Annotated in this window: 16 protein-coding genes and 2 pseudogenes; 11 read left to right on the top strand and 7 right to left on the bottom strand. The window is 67.8% G+C overall.

Annotated elements, in window-relative coordinates; translation table 11 throughout:
* Positions 1-30: 30 nt before the first annotated feature.
* Entirely contained in the window at positions 31-381 is a 351-nt protein-coding gene (locus HMPREF2924_RS22850) for a hypothetical protein (RefSeq protein ID WP_003086702.1), read from the top strand.
* A gap of 76 nt (positions 382-457) precedes the next feature.
* On the opposite strand, the gene HMPREF2924_RS22845 is transcribed toward HMPREF2924_RS22850, so the two are convergent.
* Positions 458-1,306, bottom strand: a complete 849-nt coding sequence (locus HMPREF2924_RS22845) for an aminoglycoside phosphotransferase family protein (protein ID WP_003133650.1) — start codon at positions 1,304-1,306, stop codon at positions 458-460.
* Positions 1,307-1,344: 38 nt separating this feature from the next.
* On the bottom strand, positions 1,345-1,953 hold the full coding sequence (locus tag HMPREF2924_RS22840; RefSeq protein WP_003133652.1) for a TetR/AcrR family transcriptional regulator: 609 nt from the start codon (positions 1,951-1,953) through the stop codon (positions 1,345-1,347).
* Positions 1,954-2,059: 106 nt separating this feature from the next.
* Here HMPREF2924_RS22840 and HMPREF2924_RS22835 point away from each other — a divergent pair, with 106 nt between their 5' ends.
* A complete protein-coding gene (locus HMPREF2924_RS22835) occupies positions 2,060-2,665 on the top strand; it encodes an NAD(P)H-dependent oxidoreductase (protein WP_003133653.1) in 606 nt (201 codons plus the stop codon).
* A 16-nt stretch (positions 2,666-2,681) separates the two neighbouring features.
* On the opposite strand, the gene HMPREF2924_RS22830 is transcribed toward HMPREF2924_RS22835, so the two are convergent.
* Genes HMPREF2924_RS22830 through HMPREF2924_RS22815 form a run of 4 tightly spaced genes read right to left on the bottom strand, consistent with a single transcriptional unit; the run spans position 2,682 to position 6,861 of the window.
* On the bottom strand, positions 2,682-3,800 hold the full coding sequence (locus HMPREF2924_RS22830) for an agmatine deiminase family protein (RefSeq protein ID WP_023094820.1): 1,119 nt from the start codon (positions 3,798-3,800) through the stop codon (positions 2,682-2,684).
* On the bottom strand, positions 3,797-4,909 hold the full coding sequence (locus HMPREF2924_RS22825) for an extracellular solute-binding protein (RefSeq protein ID WP_003109236.1): 1,113 nt from the start codon (positions 4,907-4,909) through the stop codon (positions 3,797-3,799). Before HMPREF2924_RS22825 ends, HMPREF2924_RS22830 begins: the two co-directional genes overlap by 4 nt.
* Positions 4,906-5,817, bottom strand: a complete 912-nt coding sequence (gene aguB, locus HMPREF2924_RS22820; RefSeq protein ID WP_003133657.1) for an N-carbamoylputrescine amidase — start codon at positions 5,815-5,817, stop codon at positions 4,906-4,908. The genes HMPREF2924_RS22825 and aguB overlap by 4 nt, the downstream gene beginning before the upstream one ends.
* A 3-nt stretch (positions 5,818-5,820) precedes the next feature.
* Positions 5,821-6,861, bottom strand: a complete 1,041-nt coding sequence (locus HMPREF2924_RS22815; RefSeq protein ID WP_003086692.1) for an agmatine deiminase family protein — start codon at positions 6,859-6,861, stop codon at positions 5,821-5,823.
* A 131-nt stretch (positions 6,862-6,992) separates the two neighbouring features.
* On the opposite strand from HMPREF2924_RS22815, the gene HMPREF2924_RS22810 reads away from it, so the two are divergent.
* Complete coding sequence (locus HMPREF2924_RS22810) at positions 6,993-7,880, top strand: LysR substrate-binding domain-containing protein (RefSeq protein ID WP_003133659.1); 888 nt, start codon at positions 6,993-6,995, stop codon at positions 7,878-7,880.
* A 3-nt stretch (positions 7,881-7,883) separates the two neighbouring features.
* Here the strand turns inward: HMPREF2924_RS22810 and HMPREF2924_RS36565 are convergent.
* Positions 7,884-8,032 (bottom strand): annotated as a pseudogene (locus tag HMPREF2924_RS36565) (hypothetical protein); the annotation flags it as partial.
* Here HMPREF2924_RS36565 and HMPREF2924_RS36105 point away from each other — a divergent pair.
* The 8 genes and pseudogenes from HMPREF2924_RS36105 to HMPREF2924_RS22770 all read left to right on the top strand — a co-directional run.
* Positions 8,015-8,200: pseudogene (locus HMPREF2924_RS36105) on the top strand (LysR family transcriptional regulator); the annotation flags it as partial. The pseudogenes HMPREF2924_RS36565 and HMPREF2924_RS36105 overlap by 18 nt on opposite strands.
* Positions 8,201-8,286: 86 nt before the next feature.
* Positions 8,287-9,444, top strand: coding sequence for a murein transglycosylase A (locus tag HMPREF2924_RS22800; protein WP_003082509.1), 1,158 nt, complete (start codon positions 8,287-8,289; stop codon positions 9,442-9,444).
* A gap of 722 nt (positions 9,445-10,166) precedes the next feature.
* Entirely contained in the window at positions 10,167-11,987 is a 1,821-nt protein-coding gene (locus HMPREF2924_RS22795; protein ID WP_023094822.1) for a non-ribosomal peptide synthetase, read from the top strand.
* Positions 11,984-13,246 (top strand): hypothetical protein, encoded by a 1,263-nt coding sequence (locus HMPREF2924_RS22790; RefSeq protein WP_003133666.1) that lies wholly within the window; start codon positions 11,984-11,986, stop codon positions 13,244-13,246. The genes HMPREF2924_RS22795 and HMPREF2924_RS22790 overlap by 4 nt, the downstream gene beginning before the upstream one ends.
* Positions 13,240-13,854, top strand: coding sequence for an alpha/beta fold hydrolase (locus HMPREF2924_RS22785; RefSeq protein WP_003133668.1), 615 nt, complete (start codon positions 13,240-13,242; stop codon positions 13,852-13,854). The genes HMPREF2924_RS22790 and HMPREF2924_RS22785 overlap by 7 nt, the downstream gene beginning before the upstream one ends.
* On the top strand, positions 13,851-14,729 hold the full coding sequence (locus tag HMPREF2924_RS22780; RefSeq protein ID WP_003133670.1) for a phytanoyl-CoA dioxygenase family protein: 879 nt from the start codon (positions 13,851-13,853) through the stop codon (positions 14,727-14,729). The genes HMPREF2924_RS22785 and HMPREF2924_RS22780 overlap by 4 nt, the downstream gene beginning before the upstream one ends.
* A complete protein-coding gene (locus HMPREF2924_RS22775) occupies positions 14,726-16,093 on the top strand; it encodes a 2-isopropylmalate synthase (RefSeq protein ID WP_003086676.1) in 1,368 nt (455 codons plus the stop codon). Before HMPREF2924_RS22780 ends, HMPREF2924_RS22775 begins: the two co-directional genes overlap by 4 nt.
* Entirely contained in the window at positions 16,090-16,836 is a 747-nt protein-coding gene (locus HMPREF2924_RS22770) for a class I SAM-dependent methyltransferase (RefSeq protein WP_003112447.1), read from the top strand. Before HMPREF2924_RS22775 ends, HMPREF2924_RS22770 begins: the two co-directional genes overlap by 4 nt.
* The last annotated feature ends 8 nt before the right edge of the window (positions 16,837-16,844 follow it).

The following is a 16,844-nucleotide window of genomic DNA, read 5'->3' as shown; positions in this document are numbered from 1 at the left end:
ATGCCGCCCTTTTTTCTCCAGGAGGATCAGATGGTTACGCACTTCTTGAGCGAATCCGGCCAGGCAGCCTGCGGGCGCGGCGACAGCAACGTGAACGGCTCGAGCGACGTCGGCCAGGTCAGTTGCAAGACCTGCCGGCGCACCAACGCCTTCGCCCAGGCCCAGGAAAACGCCGCTCCGGCCAGTGCCCCTGTCACCCCCACCGCCGCTGCGCCAGTGACCGACAAGGCCGCGCCGCGGCCGAAAGCCGAGGCCAGGCCCGCCGCCGCGCAGCGCCAGGACCGCGATGCCGCCCGCAAGGCCTGGCAGGCGCGTCTCAACGAATTGTCCGGGAAGAACCGCATGCCGCGCTCGCGGCGCCGTGCGCAAGCCTATCTCTGAGCGGTAGCGGTACTTCGCGGCGAATGTCCGCACGCGGGCATATCCGTCCTGCCCAGCACGACCGCACGTCCCCTCATCAGGCCAGGCCCTGCGCCTCCGCCAGGGCCAGGCCGTCGAGGGCGCCGGCGAGCATGTCCGGCAGATGGCGCGGCTCGTCGGCCAGCTCGGCCAACTCCGACAGCCGATGCGCCGCCGTCAGCAAGGCGATCCGCCGACGCTCCAGGCGCCGACCGCTGAAGCGCTCGTAGGCGGCGACGATGCGCTCGGTGAGGTCGGCATCGATGAACGCGGAATAGATGAATTCCTGGTGCAGCGGACCGATGCCCGCGTCGGCGAAGTCGTACACACCGTTCAACCGCCCGGCCTCGCTATCGAATGCCATGTTCCAGCCATGGCCGTCGAAGAAGCCGAAGATCGAACCCAGCGGATCGGCAGGCAGCTTGGCATATTCCCGCACCAAGCGTTCCGCGCGTTCGCGCCAGGCCGCAGGCAGCAGCGGCAAGGCGCGCCTGCGCATCGCCGCGGGCGACTCCCAGGGACGCACCGGCAAGGCTCCAACCGCCCGCATGCGCGCCGGTGGCAGTCGATGCAGCTCGGCGTAGAAGCGCCCCAGCGCATCGCCGACCGCCTGCCGTGCGGGTTCGTCCAGGCGCCGATAGTCCTCGCCCAGGAGGTAACCGCCAGGCAGTTTCTCGTGGCGGGAAAACAGCGGCGGTCCCGCAAACACCTGCGGCGCCGGCACCGCCAGGCTCACCGCCGGACGCACCAGGCGTAGCACGGCGGCCTCGCGCAGCAGCGCCGCCTCGGCCTCCGCGCCGCGCGGAAACTTGAACACCCAGCGCCCTCCGACCTCCACCGCCGTGGAATGCCAGCCCGAGGCCAGGATGGCGAAAGTGGCGTCCACCAGCTCCGGACAGGCCGCCACTATCGCCCGGCGATATTCCTCCAGGGCACGCGGTTCCTTCACCGACGACTCCGCGCGACCATCGCCACGATCGCCTCGTACAGTTCCCGCCGCGCCTCTTCCGGGGCGATCTCTTCGGTGGCGGCCGCGTGCGACAGCGCTTCGGCGGCGCCGATCATTGCGCGCAGAGCGGCGACGGTCAGCCGTCCGCCGCCGGCGAAGGGCTCCAGCACGGCGCGGCACTTGTCCATGAAGAGAACCTCGTAGTCGCGCTTGATCCGCTCCAGCTCCGGCGAGCTGGCGAGGGCCGCGACCACCCCGGGAATCTCCCGGCCTTGTTGCATCACGCAGTCGACATAGGCGCGGGCGATGACGTCAGCGCGCCCCTCCAGGGTCGCCTCGCTCGCTTCCAGGGCAGCCTCCATCAGCGCCGTCTGGCGCAGGTCGTAATCCTGGTAGAGCGCCGCCAGCAGGCCGGCGCGGGTGCCGAAGTGGTCATAGACCACCGGCTTGGTCACCCCGGCCTGCTCGGCCAGGCGACCGAGGGTCAGCGCCTCGGTGCCTTCTTCGCGGACCAGCCGCCAGGCCACCTCGAGCAACTGGCGCTGGCGCTCGTCGCGGGACAGGCGGCGGCGTGGCGACGGGTCGTCTGGGGAGTGCATTGACATAGATAACCTACTAAAAGTAACTTACTAAAGGTAACCTACAAAAGGTAGGTTTTACCCAGACTATCGACTTGCCCCCCCTTCCCGCAATTCCCGGAGGAATTCGCCCATGCATGCCCTGATCGTCGTCGCCCATCACCATCCTCGCTCTCTCACCCACGCCCTCGCCGCCCACATCGCCGAAGGCGTAGTCCGCGCCGGCCATTCCGCGGAAACCGCCGATCTGGCGGCGGAAGGCTTCGAGCCGCGCTTCGGCCTGGCCGACCACGCCGTGCATCGCGGCCAGGCGTCGCCTCCCGCCGACGTCCTCGCCGAGCAGGCGCGCATCGATCGCGCCGATACCCTGGTGCTGGTCTACCCGATCTACTGGTGGTCGATGCCGGCCCTGCTCAAGGGCTGGATCGATCGCGTGTTCTCCAATGGCTGGGCCTTCGACTACAGCATCGGCGGCGACCTGCGGAAAAAGCTGCAGCGCCTGCGCGTGGTGCTGGTCGGTGTCGGCGGCGCCGATGCCGACACCTTCGAGCGGCACGGCTACGCCGGGGCGATGCGCACCCAGATCGACCATGGCATCTTCGATTACTGCGGCGCACGGGTGGTCCGTTCCGAACTGTTGCTGGAATCGGAGAGCGCCGATCCAGCCGCGCACCTGGAGCAGGCTCGGCGAATCGGCGCCGAGCTGTTCGCCAGTGCCCGGCGGCCGATGCCGGCCTGAGCCCGCCGCAGGCGACTCAGGCACGTGGCATGTGCTTGGTCACGCAATGGATGCCGCCGCCTCCGGCGGCGATGGGATCGATGTTCAGCTGGACGATGTCCCGCCCCGGATACAGGCGGCCCAGCAATTCCCCGCAGTGGCGATCGGCGCTGGCGTCGCCGAACTGCGGGGCAATCACCGCGCCGTTGATCGGCAGGTAGTTGATGTAGCCGGCGGCGAAGTCCGGGTTGTTTCGCGAGTAGTCGCGGCGCGGCTTCAGGGGCGGCGACAGGGTATGCACCTGCAGCGCGCGACCGTCGGCGTCGGTGGCTGTGCGCAGGATCTCCAGGTGTTCGCGGGTCACGGCGTAGTCGTAGGAGTCCGGGTCGTTGTCGAGATTGGCGATGACCACGCCCGGCCTGACGAAGCGCGCATAGAAGTCGACATGCGCATCGGTGATGTCCCTGCCGCGGATACCCGGCAGCCAGACGATCTTGCGCAGGCCGAGCAGGGCTTTCAATTCGGCCTCGACCTGGCCCTTGTCCATGCCGGGGTTGCGATTGTCGTTGAGCCAGCAACTTTCGGTGAGGATCGCCGTGCCACGCCCGTCCACTTCGATGCCGCCGCCCTCGCCGGTCAGTTGGCTGGCGATGTAGCGGACCTCCAGTCGCTCGCTTAGCACGCCGGCGACGCGGCTATCGTTGCCGGCCTGCTGCTTGCCGCCCCAGCCGTTGAAGTTGAAATCCACCAGGCCCGCTTCGCCCTCCCCGTTCAGCACGAAGCAGCCGCCGTAGTCGCGGACCCAGATATCGTCCAGCGGCAACGCCAGGTAGTCGATGTTGGCGCCGCCGCATGCGCGGCGCGCCGCGGCCTCCTGCGCGGGCCGGCAGAGCAGCGTGACCGGCTGGTAGCGGGCGATGGTCCTGGCCAGCAGGGCGACGCTGCGATTCACGTCCTCGGCCAGGTCCTTCCAGATCGACGGGGACGCGGCATAGGCAAGGAACACCCGTTCCTGCGGCAGGTGCTCGTCGGGCATGTGCCAGTGATCGGCCGCCGCCTGTCCACGCGGCGAGCCGAACTCCAGGCCGAGCGTGAGGGCGGCACCGAGGCCGGCGCTGGCGCCGAGTCGCTGGAGGAAATGTCTGCGGGTCATCATTTCGGGTCCTCGGGAACGGGATCGGAACGGGTGGTCTTGAAGGTAGTCCAGGCGCGCATCCGCGCCCGCATGTCGCGCTGCGGGATGTCCTGGCCGGGAAACAGCCGGGCGTAGGTCGCCGCGTCCGGATAGATGTCCGGGTTGTCGCGCATGTCGGCGGATACCAGGGCCCGCGCCCCGGCGCTGGAGGTCGGGTAGCCGGTAGCGCTGCTGATCGCGGCCATGTTCTGCGGGCGCATGATGAAGTTGATCAACGCATAGGCATATTCCGGGTGCTGCGCGTCGACCGGAATCGCCATGCTGTCCATCCACAGAGACGTGCCTTCGCGCGGCACCCGGTAGACGAAGCGCAGTGCCTTGCCGGCTTCGTCGGCGGCGCGCTGGGCCTGGATCGCATCGCCGCTGTAGCCCAGCGACAGGCAGATCTCCTCGTTCACCAGTTGCGCCACCGGCTGCGACTGGAACTTGCGAATGTAGGGCTTGATGCGCTGCAGCAAGGCCAGCGCGGCGGCCAGGTCCTGCGGCTTGCCGCTGCGCGGATCGCGCCCCAGGTAATGCAGGGCCAGCGCCAGCACTTCGTCCGGCGAGTCGATCAGGGAAATCCCGCAGTCGGCGAATCTCGCCGCCAATTCCGGCTTGAACAGCAGGTCGAGGCTGTCCAGCGGAGCGTCGGCCAGGCGCCGTTCGATCTGCTCGCGGTTGAAGGTCAGGCCGATGGTGCCCCAGGTGTAGGGCACCGCGGCGTCGCGCGAACGCGCGTAGCGGGCTTGCAGTTCGCGCAGGCCCGGCTCGATCTCGTCGAGATGCTCCAGGCGCCGGGGGTCGAGCTTCTGCAGGGCGCCGGCGCGCATCAGCCGCTCGGCCACGGTATCGCCGGGAAAGATAAGGTCGTAGCCGCTGTTCCCCGACATCAACTTGGCCTCGAGGGTCTCGCTGCTGTCCATCACGTCATAGACCACGCGGATGCCGGTTTCCCGGGTGAACGCGGCGAGGGTATCGGGCGCGAAGTAGTCGGCCCAGTTATACAGGCGCAGCACTTTCTCTTCCGCCTGGGCCACGCCCAGGCCCAGGAGCAGCGCGGCGAGCAGCGGTCGCGCGGAACGTTTCATGGGGACACCTCCCAGGCGTGTCGGCTGGCCGGGTCACGCCCGTCCAGGCTCATCAGCGGGCCATACAGCTCTGGCCGCCGGTCACGATAGACACCCCAGGCCAGGCGTTCTTCGCCTATCGCATCGAGGTCGAGGCCACAGACCAGCACCGCCTCCTCGTCGCGGCCGGCCGCGGCGAGCAAGGCACCCTTGTGGTCGGTGATGAAGGACGAACCGTAGAACCGCATGGCCAGCGCCGGGTCGCCGCAAGCGACCTCGCGGCCGATCCGGTTGGCAGCCACCAGCGGTACCAGATTGGCGGCGGCCTGGCCGCGCTGGGCGATCTGCCAGTGATCGCGGGAATCCAGCTGTGCGGCGCCAGGCTCGGAGCCGATGGCGGTAGGAAACAGCAGCACCTCGGCGCCCAGTAGCGCCAGGCAGCGCGCGGTCTCGGGAAACCACTGGTCCCAGCAGATGCCGACGCCGATACGGCCGACCGCGGTGTCCCAGACGCGAAAGCCGCTATCCCCCGGACTGAAATATTCCTTTTCCTGGTAGCCGATGGCGTTGGGGACGTGGGCCTTGCGGTAGACGCCGAGCAACCGGCCATCGGCGTCGGCCACCGCCAGCGAGTTGAAGCGCGCGTTGCCGGCGCGCTCGTACCAGCTGAGCGGCAGGACTACGCCAAGCTCCCGCGCCAGGCTGGAAAAGCGCGCCAGCACCCGGCTGCCACGGAAGGTTTCGGCGAGGCGCAGATGGCGATGGTCCTGCTCGATGCAGAAGTACGGGGTGGCGAACAGCTCCTGCAACAGGACCAGTTGCGCGCCCCGGGCAGCCGCTTCGCGGACCAGGCGCTCGGCGCGGTCGAGATTGTCGTCGAGACTCCAGCTACAGGCGAACTGGGTAGTGGCCAGGGTCAGGTGGCGCATCGCTCACCTCCGCGCCGGCCAGGCCGGCTGCTGCTGGGTGATGCAATGCACGCCGCCGCCGCCGTGGGCCAGGTGGTCGATGCGCACCGGCACCACCTCGCGAGCGGGGAAGGCCCGGGCCAGGGTCGCGGCGGCCGCGTCGTCGGCGGCGACACCGTAGGCCGGCATGATGATCGCGCCATTGGCGATATAGAAATTGGTGTAGGAGGCACAGAACACCCCCTCCTCCGGAGCCACTTCGCCGGCATCGAACAGTTCGATCAGCTCGAAACGCCGACCGCGGGCGTCGAGCGCCAGCTCCAGGGCGCGACGGTTCTCCCGCACCACCTCGGCGTAGGCGGAGGTGGTGTCGCGGGTGGCGTCCAGCAACAACGCGCCGGGCCGGGCGAAGGCACAGACGCCGTCGACATGGCCATCGGTCATGTCGCCTGTGACCCGGTCGGGATCGCCGGGCAACCAGATGGTCCTGGTCACGCCGAGCAGGCGGGCGAACAATGCCTCGATCTCGGCCTTGCTCAGGCCAGGGTTGCGATTGGCATTGAGCAGCACGGACTCGGTGGTGATCAGCGTGCCCTCGCCGTCCACGTGGATGGCCCCGCCCTCGTTGGCCAGCGGCACGCCGAAACACTCCAGGCCGAGGCCATCGAGAATCCGCCGCGCCAGGCTGGCGTCCTGCGCGTAGGCGGACTTTCCACCCCAGGCGTTGAAACGCCAGCTGACACCGGCCAACCCGAGTTGCGGATGGCAGACGAAACTCGGTCCGGAATCGCGGCACCAACTGTCATCGATGGCCAGCTCGATGAGTTCGACATTGCCCGCGCACAGCTCCCCGGCCCTGTCCAGCGCGGCGGGGTCGACCACCAGTTTCACCGGTTCGAAACGCGCGATGGCGTTGGCCACTGCGGCGAAGTCCTGTTGTACGTCCGCCAGGCTCACGCCCCATTCGGACTCCCAGAGCATCCGATTGTGCGGAAAAGCCATCCAGGTGGCGGCATGGGGAGTCCATTCGGCGGGCATGCGCCAGCCTGTGTCGAGCGTATTCATGGGTCGGCTTCCAGTAAGTATTTTTTATCTGGCGGAATAGGCGTGGATTGCCTGAAGAGATGCTATGGCTAGGCATCAGGCTCAACAAACGATAAATTCTGCGCAAACCTAATTAGCCCGGCTTATCAGCAATGCTCAAACACTGGCCCCCACTGAATGCCCTTCGTGGCTTCGAAGCCGCCGCCCGCCTCGGCAGCTTCCACAAGGCCGCCGAGGAGCTGCACCTCACCCAGTCGGCGATCAGCCAGCAGATCCGCAGCCTGGAAGGCTATCTCGAGCAACCGCTGTTCTTTCGCAACGGACGCAAGGTGAGCCTGACCGACGCTGGCTTCGATCTGCTCAGCACCACCCAGTCCCTGCTCCAGCAACTGGCCGCGGGGGTCCGTCGCCTCGACCAGTACCGCAAGCCCAACCAACTGGTGGTCAATACCACCCCGGCCTTCGCCCGCCACTGGCTGGTGCCGCACCTGGGCGATTTCCATCGCCGTCACCCACAGGTGGACCTCTGGCTATTGACCACCGACGAGGTACCCGAGATGGCCAGCCAGACCATCGACGTAGCCATCCGCGACGACCTTTGCGCCCAGGCCGAATGCAGCTTTCGCTCGCTCCTCGAAGACCGCCTCTACCCCGCCTGCCATCCCGACCTGCTGGCGCTGCCGGCGGAACGGCGCGGCACCCTGCACGGCGAGCGCGAAATGGACTGGAGCCACTGGCAGGTACAGGGCGGCGCGGACGTTGGCCAACGCAGTGCCGGCCTGAACTTCTCCGACCCCGGACTGCTGCTGGAGGCCGCCACCCAGGGCCTCGGCATCGCGCTGGTCAGCCAGTTGCTGGCCGCACCCGCGCGAGCCGCCGGACAGTTGGTCGCGCTCTGCGAACAGAATGTCCGCGGGCCCGAATGGGCCTGGCTGGTGCACCGCGACAGCGAACGCAACAGCCTGACCCGGGCATTCTGCCAATGGCTGGAAGAAACCATTGGCGGAGCATCGCGCACAGCCCCTGGACGGCGCGGATAACGCTCACTCCAGGTGCATGGCGAAACCGACCCGCTGCGGGGTGAGCTCGTCGCGCAGGTCAGCGCCGGGATCAGGTGGTCGCCGCCGTTCTGCCGGCGGAACGGGATCGGCGCGCAGCGCTGCAGGTCATCGAGGCGCCGGCCGCGCCGTTCGATCCGACGCAGTCGCGGCATACCTGGCGCGTCGCCGCCACCGACTACGCCGAGTCGGCGATCCTCCTGCCGATCCTCGCCAGTCTTCGCCGCCAGGCGCCGGGCAGCCGCCTGGCGGTGCTGGACCTGGCGCCGGCGCGAATCGTCAGGCAGGCGGAACGCGGCGATACGCTTCGGTCGTCGCCGCGGTTTGACGCACCGTCGCGCTTTGCCCAAGCTAGCGGGCTTCGATCCACCACCAGGAAGTCCTTGGCGTGAAGTTTCCGTTCCATCCCTGGCGCCGCCTGCTGCTCTGCGCGCTCCCTTTCGCCGCCCTGCTGACCGCATGCGACGACGGCAAGAAAGAGCCCCCGCCCAAACCCGCCGAAGTCACCACCTACAACAGCGTGCCCTGGGACGCCCTGCCGGCCACCAGCGACGCCGACCTGCTCGCCGGCTTCAATGCCTGGCGCTCGGCCTGCGCGCGGCTGGCCAAGGACCCGGTATGGGGCGAGCCCTGTGCGAGCGCCACGACGGTCGCCGCCGATCCGACGGCGGTGCGCGCGTTCCTCCAGGAGCGGATGCAGGTCTATAGCCTGCGTTCCTCCAGCAACGGCGACCAGGGCCTGATCACCGGCTACTACGAACCGGTCTACCACGGCAGCCTGAGCCAGGGCGAAAAAACCCCGGTGCCGGTCTACGGCGTACCGGACGACCTGGTGGTGGTCGCGCTGGAAAGCGTCTACCCGGAACTCAAGGGCAAGCGCCTGCGCGGACGCCTGGAAGGCCGGGTGCTGAAACCCTACGACGACGCCGCGACGATCCGCGACAACGGCTCCAGCGCGCCGGTGCTCGCCTGGCTGGGCGACCCGATGGACCTGCAGTTCCTGCAGATCCAGGGTTCCGGGCGCATCCAGCTGGAAGACGGCCGGCAACTGCGCATCGGCTACGGCGACCAGAATGGCCACCCGTACAAGCCGGTCGGCCGCTGGCTGGTCGAGCAGGGCCTGGTGCCGAAGGAAGAGATCAGCATGAAGCGCATCCGCGACTGGGCCGAGGCCAATCCGCAGCGGGTCTCCGAACTGCTGGCGAGCAATCCCAGCTTCGTGTTCTTCAGCCTGCGCCCGGACAGCGACGAAGGTCCGCGCGGCTCGCTGAACGTACCGCTGACCGACGGCTACAGCGTAGCCATCGACCGCAAGGTGATTCCGCTGGGCAGCCTGATGTGGCTGTCCACCACCCGCCCTGACGACGGCAGCGCGGTGGTCCGTCCGGTGGCGGCCCAGGATACCGGCGGGGCCATCGTCGGCGAGGTCCGCGCCGATCTGTTCTGGGGCACCGGCGACGCCGCCGGCGAACTCGCCGGACACATGAAGCAGCCGGGACGGCTCTGGCTGCTATGGCCCAAGGGCGCGCCGCTGCCCGCCTCCTGAAAACCTCCGGCCGGTGCCTACGCACCCGGCCGGGACGGCTGGCCAACGCAACGCCAGCGAGCGCCCGACACCGCCGACCAGCATCGACGGCGCCGGGCGCGCTTGCGGCAGCAACCATTCAAGCGATGAATGACGCCGCAGAATCTTCTGTGATGATCGCCGCGCCAGCCGGACCTCCGCGCCTCGCCGCAGCGGCCAGGCCCCCCCGACACCACCTGTCCGTGCTACCCCCGGCAGGCGTAGCCGCGGCCGCCTGCCTCGGCAAAAAGCCATCAGCCGGCGCGCTTCGACGCCCCTCATACCGCCCTTTCGCCAACTACCAATTCTCATAGTTGTGAGGGGAAATTTGTATCTTATTTTAAATACCCACGAAACATATAAAAACACACACACAGCGAAACACTTCGGAAACCCAACGCAAGGTGGAAGTGCAATGCGTGACCGTGAATCCATTCTCATCGCTTTTCTCTCTTTCCTGACGATAAGTCTGCATGGCAGCAGTTGACTGCCCTTGAGTCGACGGCACTCCGTATTTCCATAACGTTTTTTCCGGGCAAGGCGCCTCGACGCTTGCCGCTCGCGTGAGTGAGCCGGTGGGCGGCGGACGACTGGCAGTTCCCGGGATGACTCGGCCGCCGTCCTCACGAAAAACCAAAAACCCTTCATTTAGCCGAAGAAGCCGGCAGATGGACTCATTTTTTCGAAAAAAGGCGATCGCCAGAATGTCCCAGAACTCCCTGCTCGACCTGTACGCGCACCCAACGGTGGTGGCCCGCTTCAGCGAAATGGCAGCGCTTCATCCCCATCGCGAAGCCATCAGGGACCGTTTCGGAAGTGTCGACTATCGGCAACTCCTGCATAGCGCCGAACAACTTTCAGACTATCTTCTCGAGCATTATCCGCAGCCGGGAGTTTGTCTTGGAGTGTACGGCGAATATTCTCGGGAAAGCATTGTCTGCCTGCTCGCCATACTATTATCCGGCCATCACTACTTATATATAGACCTGAAACAACCGGCGGCCTGGAATGCAGAGTTGTGCCGGCAGGTCGACTGCCGCCTGATCCTCGACTGCTCGACCACGCCGACGCCCGCCAACGGTCTTCCCTGCGTCCCGGTCAGGCACCTGCCTGCCGCTCCAGCCTCGGTCGCCCGGCCATGCTTCGCGGCGGACCAGATCGCCTACATCAACTTCTCCTCGGGCACCACCGGCCGCCCGAAAGCCATCGCCTGCACCCACGCCGGCATTACCCGTCTGTGCCTGGGCCAGTCGTTCCTCGCGTTCGCTCCGCAGATGCGCTTCCTGGTGAACTCGCCGCTGTCCTTCGATGCGGCGACCCTGGAGATCTGGGGCGCGCTGCTCAACGGCGGCTGCTGCGTGCTGAACGACCTCGGCCCCCTCGACCCGGGCGTGCTGCGCCGGCTGATCGACGAGCGCGGAGCCGACAGCGCCTGGCTCACCGCCTCGCTGTTCAACACCCTGGTGGACCTCGACCCGGACTGCCTCGGCGGCCTTCGCCAGTTGCTCACCGGCGGCGACATCCTCTCGGTGCCGCACGTGCGCCGGGCGCTGCTGCGGCATCCGCGACTGCACCTGGTGAATGGCTACGGACCGACGGAGAACACCACCTTCACCTGCTGCCATGTCGTCACCGACGACGACCTCGAGGAAGACGACATCCCCATCGGCAAGGCCATCGCCGGCACCGCAGTGCTCCTGCTCGACGAGCACGGACAGGAGATCGCCGAGCCCGACCGGGCCGGGGAGATCGTCGCCTTCGGCGCCGGCCTGGCGCAGGGTTATCGGAACGATGCGACGCGCACCCGCGCCAGCTTCGTCGAGTTGCCCTATCGCGGCCGCCTGCTGCGTGCCTACCGTACCGGCGACCGCGCTCGCTACGACGAGCAGGGTCGGCTGCGCTTCATCGGCCGCGGCGATGGCCAGGTCAAGCTGAACGGCTATCGCCTCGACCTCCCCGCCCTGGAACAGCGCTTGCGCCGCCAGCCGGGCATCCTCGACTGCGCCCTGCTGGTCCGCGAGCGCAACGGCGTCAAGCAACTGCTCTGCGCCTGGACGGGAAAAGCCGACGCCAGCCCACAGGCCCTGCTCCGCCAACTGCCCACCTGGCAGCGCCCGCATGCCTGCGTCCGGGTCGAGGCCTTGCCCTTGACGGCGCACGGCAAGCTGGACCGCGCCGCCCTGCTGCGCCGCCTGGAAGAACCGCTGGAGCGCTGCGCCAGCGCGCTCGATCCCGACCAACGCGGCTGCGCGCAGCTGTGGAGCGAATTGCTGGGTTGCGAGGTCGGCGCCGCCGACCAGGATTTCTTCCTCTGCGGCGGCAACTCGTTGCTCGCCCTGCAACTGGTCGCCCTCTGTCAATCGGCGGGTGCGGGAGCAAACCTGGGACTCGCCGACTTGCAGGCAAACTCGCGCCTCGACCAGTTCAGCCGTCTCCTGCGCAGCCACGGCCTGGCGCCGGAGCGTCTGCTGGAACGGGCGGCGACGCCGGAGCAGCCGCTGGTGCTGTCGAGGAGCGCGGCATGAACGTCGGTCTCTCCGCGGAGGTGCGCTACCACTGGTTCCGCGAGCACCTGGTGGTGGTCGGCGATTGGCACCGCCTGTCCCCCTCCGAGCGCGATCGCCTGCGGCACCAACCGATGCCGGATGAGGCCGCGCAGTCCTTGCGCGTCGACCTGTCGCCCTGGTCCTGCGGGATGGTCTTCAGCGAGCTGCTCGGCGCCGACCTGACCCGCTTCGGCCTCTGCTACCTGGCTCCGGCCGAGGTGCCGGCATCCGACCTGACGCGCCTGGGTCGGCGCCTGCGCGAAGAGTTCCCGTTGCTCGACAGCCAGGTGGACAGCGGCGCGGAAGGTTTCGAACTGGTCGTCCACGGGCGGCCCGAGGAGAGCCCGGCGCTGGAAGTCGGCCCCTTCGCCGACGAAGACGCGCTCATCGCAGCGCTGCTGCAACGCCCGCATTCCCTGTTCGAGCGCGGCCTGCTGCGACTGTTCCACGGGCGCTGCGGAGGACGTGCGCGCTGGGGCGTCTGGCTGCATCACCTGGTCGCCGACGCCGACTTCGCCAGCGTGCTGCTGGCCCGCCTGGCCGCGCTCAACGCCAACCCCGCGGCCGAAGCGGCGGCCCCCGAGTTCGGCTTCCTCCAGCAGCAATGGCGCCTGGAGCGCCAGCTGCGGGAGCGCAGGACCAGGCTGGAAGACTACTGGAGCGAGCGCGGCGAGGCGTTCCGCGAACTGGCGAGCCTGCCCTGGGCGGAGCGCGCCAGCCATTGCGAAGATTTCCGCTTGGCCGCCACGCCAGGAGGCGGCGAAGCCGCCCTGCTGACCCGGCTCGCCTGCGCCCTGGCTCTCGCCCTGGCCAGCCAGGGCGCCACCGGCAAGGTCCTGGCGCTGACCCCGGTCAGCTTGCGCAGTCGCCGAGGCACGGCGGTTTCCGGTTGCTGGCTGAACCTGGTGCCGCTGCTGCTGGACGCCGCGATCGCCGAGGACACCTTCGAACGACACAGGCTCGAGGCCTTCGAGCACAGCCTGCTGCCGGCGGAGGTCATCGCCGAACGGGCCGGGCTGCGCTATGCCGACGCCCAGGTGATGATCAATGTCATCGACCAGCCATTCCGCAGCGCCGGGTTCATCCACCGGCCGACGCTGAAGAGCCGCCTGCCGCTGACCCTGACCCTGGTCCGGCGCGACGACGGCGGCTGGGACGCCAGCCTGGCCAGCCGCTTCGGCCGCGAACGGACCCTGGCGCTGGCGGCGGCCATGGCCGAGGCGCTGCGCCCATGCTGATCCTGCTGCCTGACTTCATCGGCCACCCGAGCTGCTTCCGCGGGCTGCTGGCACGCCTCGGCGCAACGGACTGCCGGCCGGTCGACTACCACCGGCTGGATGCCTACGCCAGCATCGAAGCCCTCGCCAGCCAGGTACTCGACGGCCTGGCGGAAGAACCGGACTGGCTGATCGGCTATTCCTTCGGCGGCCTGGTCGGCTACGAGATGGCCCGCCAGTTGCCGGCCAGCCGCCTGCTGATGATCGACAGCCACCTGCCCTGGCCGGCCCTGCGGCGAATGCCGCCGAGCGAGCAATACCAGCGCTGGCTGAGCGCCGAGATGCGCGAATGGATCGCCCTGATGAGCGAGCTTGGCGAACTGCGCGAAGAGGTCCTGCTGCGCAATGTCGAGCTGTTCGGCCGCTGGCAGCCCCGCCATCGCCTCGCCCGCGCCAGCTGGGTGCGCTGCCGGGACGACGCCGGCCGCGACCCGGCCGCCGAACGCTGGTGCGACCTGATCGAGCAGCTCGACACCTTCCCCTGCGAGCGTCCGCACCACCTGGCCCTGCAGGACCCGGCGGTGATCGATTTCATCGTCCACACCGTCAGCAAGGAGTCCGTCCAATGAAACACTATCGGCAGGTGGTATCCCCGCAATTGCGCCAACAGGCGCTGGACTGGATCCTCGCCGCGGCGCAGCGGCCGGACCCGGCGCTGGAACCGGAATTCGACATCGCCGACGACGAGCGCCGCGAGGCGAAGAAAGTGCGCAACCTGCACCGCCACGATCCGCTCTTCTGGGACGACTGGTTCGCCCGTTCCGGGCTCGACGCGCTGGTCCGCGACCATCTGCGCAAGCCGCGCCTGCTGCGCCACGCGGCGTTCATCAAGCGCCATGCCGACGAGTCCTACATCCCGCTGCACCAGGACATCGCGCTGTGGGAGAAGCGCTACGAAAGCGCGCAGACCTTCTGGGTCGCCCTGACCCCATCGCGGAACGACAACGGCGGGATGTTCTATTACCCCGACGACCGCACCATCTTCCCCCACGAGTTCGACCTCGCCTACCCGATGTTCAAGTGCATCGACCTCCAGGCCAACGGCATTTCCCGCGAGCAACTGGTGGATGCCGAGCTGGACGCCGGCGACGTCCTGGTCTGGCCCGCCCGCACCGCACATGGCAGCCACAACAACCGCAGCGGCGAGCTGCGCATCGGCATGCCGATCGTCTTCGTCGACGACGACGAATTCCACCAACTGAATCGAGAGGACAGCATGAAAACCTGGATCGCTTCCAACCTGAAAAGCGTGTTCCCGGACGAGGCAATCACCGAGGACAACCTCGACCACTATCTTCCGCAGCTGTGCGACTACTCGCTGAAGATGGTCACCTTCCTCGCCCGTTTCTCCCGCCAGTTCGGCCATGCGCCGAAGATCCACGACTTCATCAGGGAGCCGCGGCTGGCGACGCTGTCGGCCTCGGACGCGGGAGCGAGACGATGATCCGGGTCATCGACTGCACCCTGCGCGAGGGGTGCCAGGCCCGCCAGTGCAGCTTCGACAGCGCGCAGTCGGTCCAGCTGGCGAGGGAAATCGCGGCGCTGGGGGTGGATATGATCGAGTGCGGCCACCCGCGGATTTCCGCGGACGAACGCGAGCGGGTACGCGCCGTGGTGGCGGCGGTTTCCACGCCGGTGCTGGCCCACGCCCGGGCGCGCCGGGAGGATATCGACGCGGTGCTGGAAACCGGTGCGCAGTGGGTCGGGCTGTTCGCCTCGATCAACGCGATCTCGCTGGAAACCAAGTTCAAGGGCATGAACCGCGAGGAGGTGCTCGAACTGTTCCACGACGCGATCCGCTACGCCCGCGAACGCGGCCTGCGGGTCCGGGCCACGGTGGAAGACGCCGCGCGCACCTCGGTCAGCGACCTGGTCAGCATGATCGCCACCGCGCGCGACGCCGGCGCCGATCGCATCTGCTTCGCCGACAGCGTGGGCATCCTGCTGCCGGACGAGACCTTCGACGTGCTCTCGCTGCTGCGCCACGAGTTCCCCGACGTGGTCTTCGAGTACCACGTGCACAACGACCGCGGCCTGGCCCTGGGCAACACCCTGGCGGCGATCCAGGCCGGGGTCCAGTGGCACTCGGCGAGCTGCAACGGGATCGGCGAACGCGCCGGGATCACCGATACCTTCCAGTTGCTGACCCTGCTGCACACCAAGTTCGCCGCCGACCGCTTCAACCTGAAGAACGTCCTCGCGGTCTCCGAACTGGTCGAGGCGCACAGCCGGATCAAGCGTTCGCCGATGCACCCGGTGGTCGGCGAGAACGCCTTCGTCCATGTCGCCCGCCTGCACCAGCTGGCCATGCAGGAAAACCAAGACGCCTACAGCGCCTTCGATCCGGAACTGATCAACGGCCGCGTCTCGCTGCAACGCTACACGCCGATGCACCGCCAATCCCTATTCCTCACGCCTTTCGAGAAGTCCGCCAGCGAACTGAAGTACCACCGCCACGGCCCCGGCAAGCGCTTCGTCATGCTCGACCGGCGCCTGCTCGACGGCTCGCCGTTCTACTTCATCGCCCGCCAGTTCCACGACGTCGGCGACGGCGGGCCGGGCCACGTCGACAGCCACGTACACAACTGCGACTCGGTGTTCCTGTTCCTCGGCAGCGACGAGGACTACCGCGGCCTGGAGGTGGAAGTCCTGCTAGGCGGCCAGCTGCGCCGTTTGCAGAGCCCGGCCAGCGTGTTCATCCCCGCCGGCGTCGAGCACAGCTACCGCTACCTCGGCGGCAGCGGCACCTACATCAATTTCGTCCACAAGGGCGATTACCACGAGAGCCTACTGGAGATTACCCAATGAAGCAGTTCGACAAGCACGCAGACGCCTACAACGTGGTCCGCGGCAAGATCGCCTATCCGGATTCGCTCTACCGCAACCTCGCCGAACGCGCCCCGGCACGCGAAGCGGCGCTGGACATCGGCTGCGGTAACGGCGTCTCGACCGTCCGCCTGCAACCCTGGTTCCGCTACGTGGAAGGCAGCGACCTGGGCGAGGCGCTGATCGCCAAGGCCCGCGAGAACTACCCGGAGATCCGCTTCAGCGTGTCGCCGGCGGAAACCTTCGCGCCGCAACGCCGCTTCGACCTGGTCACCAGCGCCACCTCCTTCTACTGGATGGACCGCAAGCAGGTGCTGACGCGCATGGCCGACTGGCTGACCCCCGGCGGGCTGTTCTGCGCCTACAAGTATGACTTCCCGATCGCCTACGGGCCGCTGCGCGACTTCATCGAGCACGAACTGGTGAACAAGTGGGCCAAACACCGCGACCCGCGCCTGACCCGCTATGACGACACCCTGGAGATCATGGGCAGTTGCCCGCACCTGCGCGACTGCCGCCGCGAAGTGTTCGCCAACATCATCTTCCTCAGCCCGGAGGAGGTCGCGCTGTTCTTCCTCTCCACCAGCTACGTGACCCGCTACATCGAGCAGGAAGGCGGCGAAGACTACGCCGACCGCTTCATCGCCGCGGTGCGCGAGATCGAGAGCGCGCCGCAGGTGGCGGTGAACTTCGACATCCACGCCTTCACCGCGCTGAATCGCTGAGGAGCCGG

Origin of the sequence: Pseudomonas sp. HMSC063H08 (genome assembly GCF_001813645.1) — a bacterium.
Classification (GTDB): domain Bacteria; phylum Pseudomonadota; class Gammaproteobacteria; order Pseudomonadales; family Pseudomonadaceae; genus Pseudomonas; species Pseudomonas aeruginosa.
Note: the sequence above shows the minus strand (reverse complement) of the source record. Positions and strands in the feature narration are given on the sequence as shown.

Coding starts and splice junctions, on each gene's coding strand:
- HMPREF2924_RS22850 (WP_003086702.1), top strand. CDS start 31: ATGGTTACGCACTTCTTGAGCGAATCCGGCCAGGCAGCCTGCGGGCGC.
- HMPREF2924_RS22840 (WP_003133652.1), bottom strand. CDS start 1,953: ATGTCAATGCACTCCCCAGACGACCCGTCGCCACGCCGCCGCCTGTCC.
- HMPREF2924_RS22835 (WP_003133653.1), top strand. CDS start 2,060: ATGCATGCCCTGATCGTCGTCGCCCATCACCATCCTCGCTCTCTCACC.
- HMPREF2924_RS22830 (WP_023094820.1), bottom strand. CDS start 3,800: ATGATGACCCGCAGACATTTCCTCCAGCGACTCGGCGCCAGCGCCGGC.
- HMPREF2924_RS22825 (WP_003109236.1), bottom strand. CDS start 4,909: ATGAAACGTTCCGCGCGACCGCTGCTCGCCGCGCTGCTCCTGGGCCTG.
- aguB (WP_003133657.1), bottom strand. CDS start 5,817: ATGCGCCACCTGACCCTGGCCACTACCCAGTTCGCCTGTAGCTGGAGT.
- HMPREF2924_RS22815 (WP_003086692.1), bottom strand. CDS start 6,861: ATGAATACGCTCGACACAGGCTGGCGCATGCCCGCCGAATGGACTCCC.
- HMPREF2924_RS22810 (WP_003133659.1), top strand. CDS start 6,993: ATGCTCAAACACTGGCCCCCACTGAATGCCCTTCGTGGCTTCGAAGCC.
- HMPREF2924_RS22795 (WP_023094822.1), top strand. CDS start 10,167: ATGTCCCAGAACTCCCTGCTCGACCTGTACGCGCACCCAACGGTGGTG.
- HMPREF2924_RS22790 (WP_003133666.1), top strand. CDS start 11,984: ATGAACGTCGGTCTCTCCGCGGAGGTGCGCTACCACTGGTTCCGCGAG.
- HMPREF2924_RS22785 (WP_003133668.1), top strand. CDS start 13,240: ATGCTGATCCTGCTGCCTGACTTCATCGGCCACCCGAGCTGCTTCCGC.
- HMPREF2924_RS22780 (WP_003133670.1), top strand. CDS start 13,851: ATGAAACACTATCGGCAGGTGGTATCCCCGCAATTGCGCCAACAGGCG.
- HMPREF2924_RS22775 (WP_003086676.1), top strand. CDS start 14,726: ATGATCCGGGTCATCGACTGCACCCTGCGCGAGGGGTGCCAGGCCCGC.
- HMPREF2924_RS22770 (WP_003112447.1), top strand. CDS start 16,090: ATGAAGCAGTTCGACAAGCACGCAGACGCCTACAACGTGGTCCGCGGC.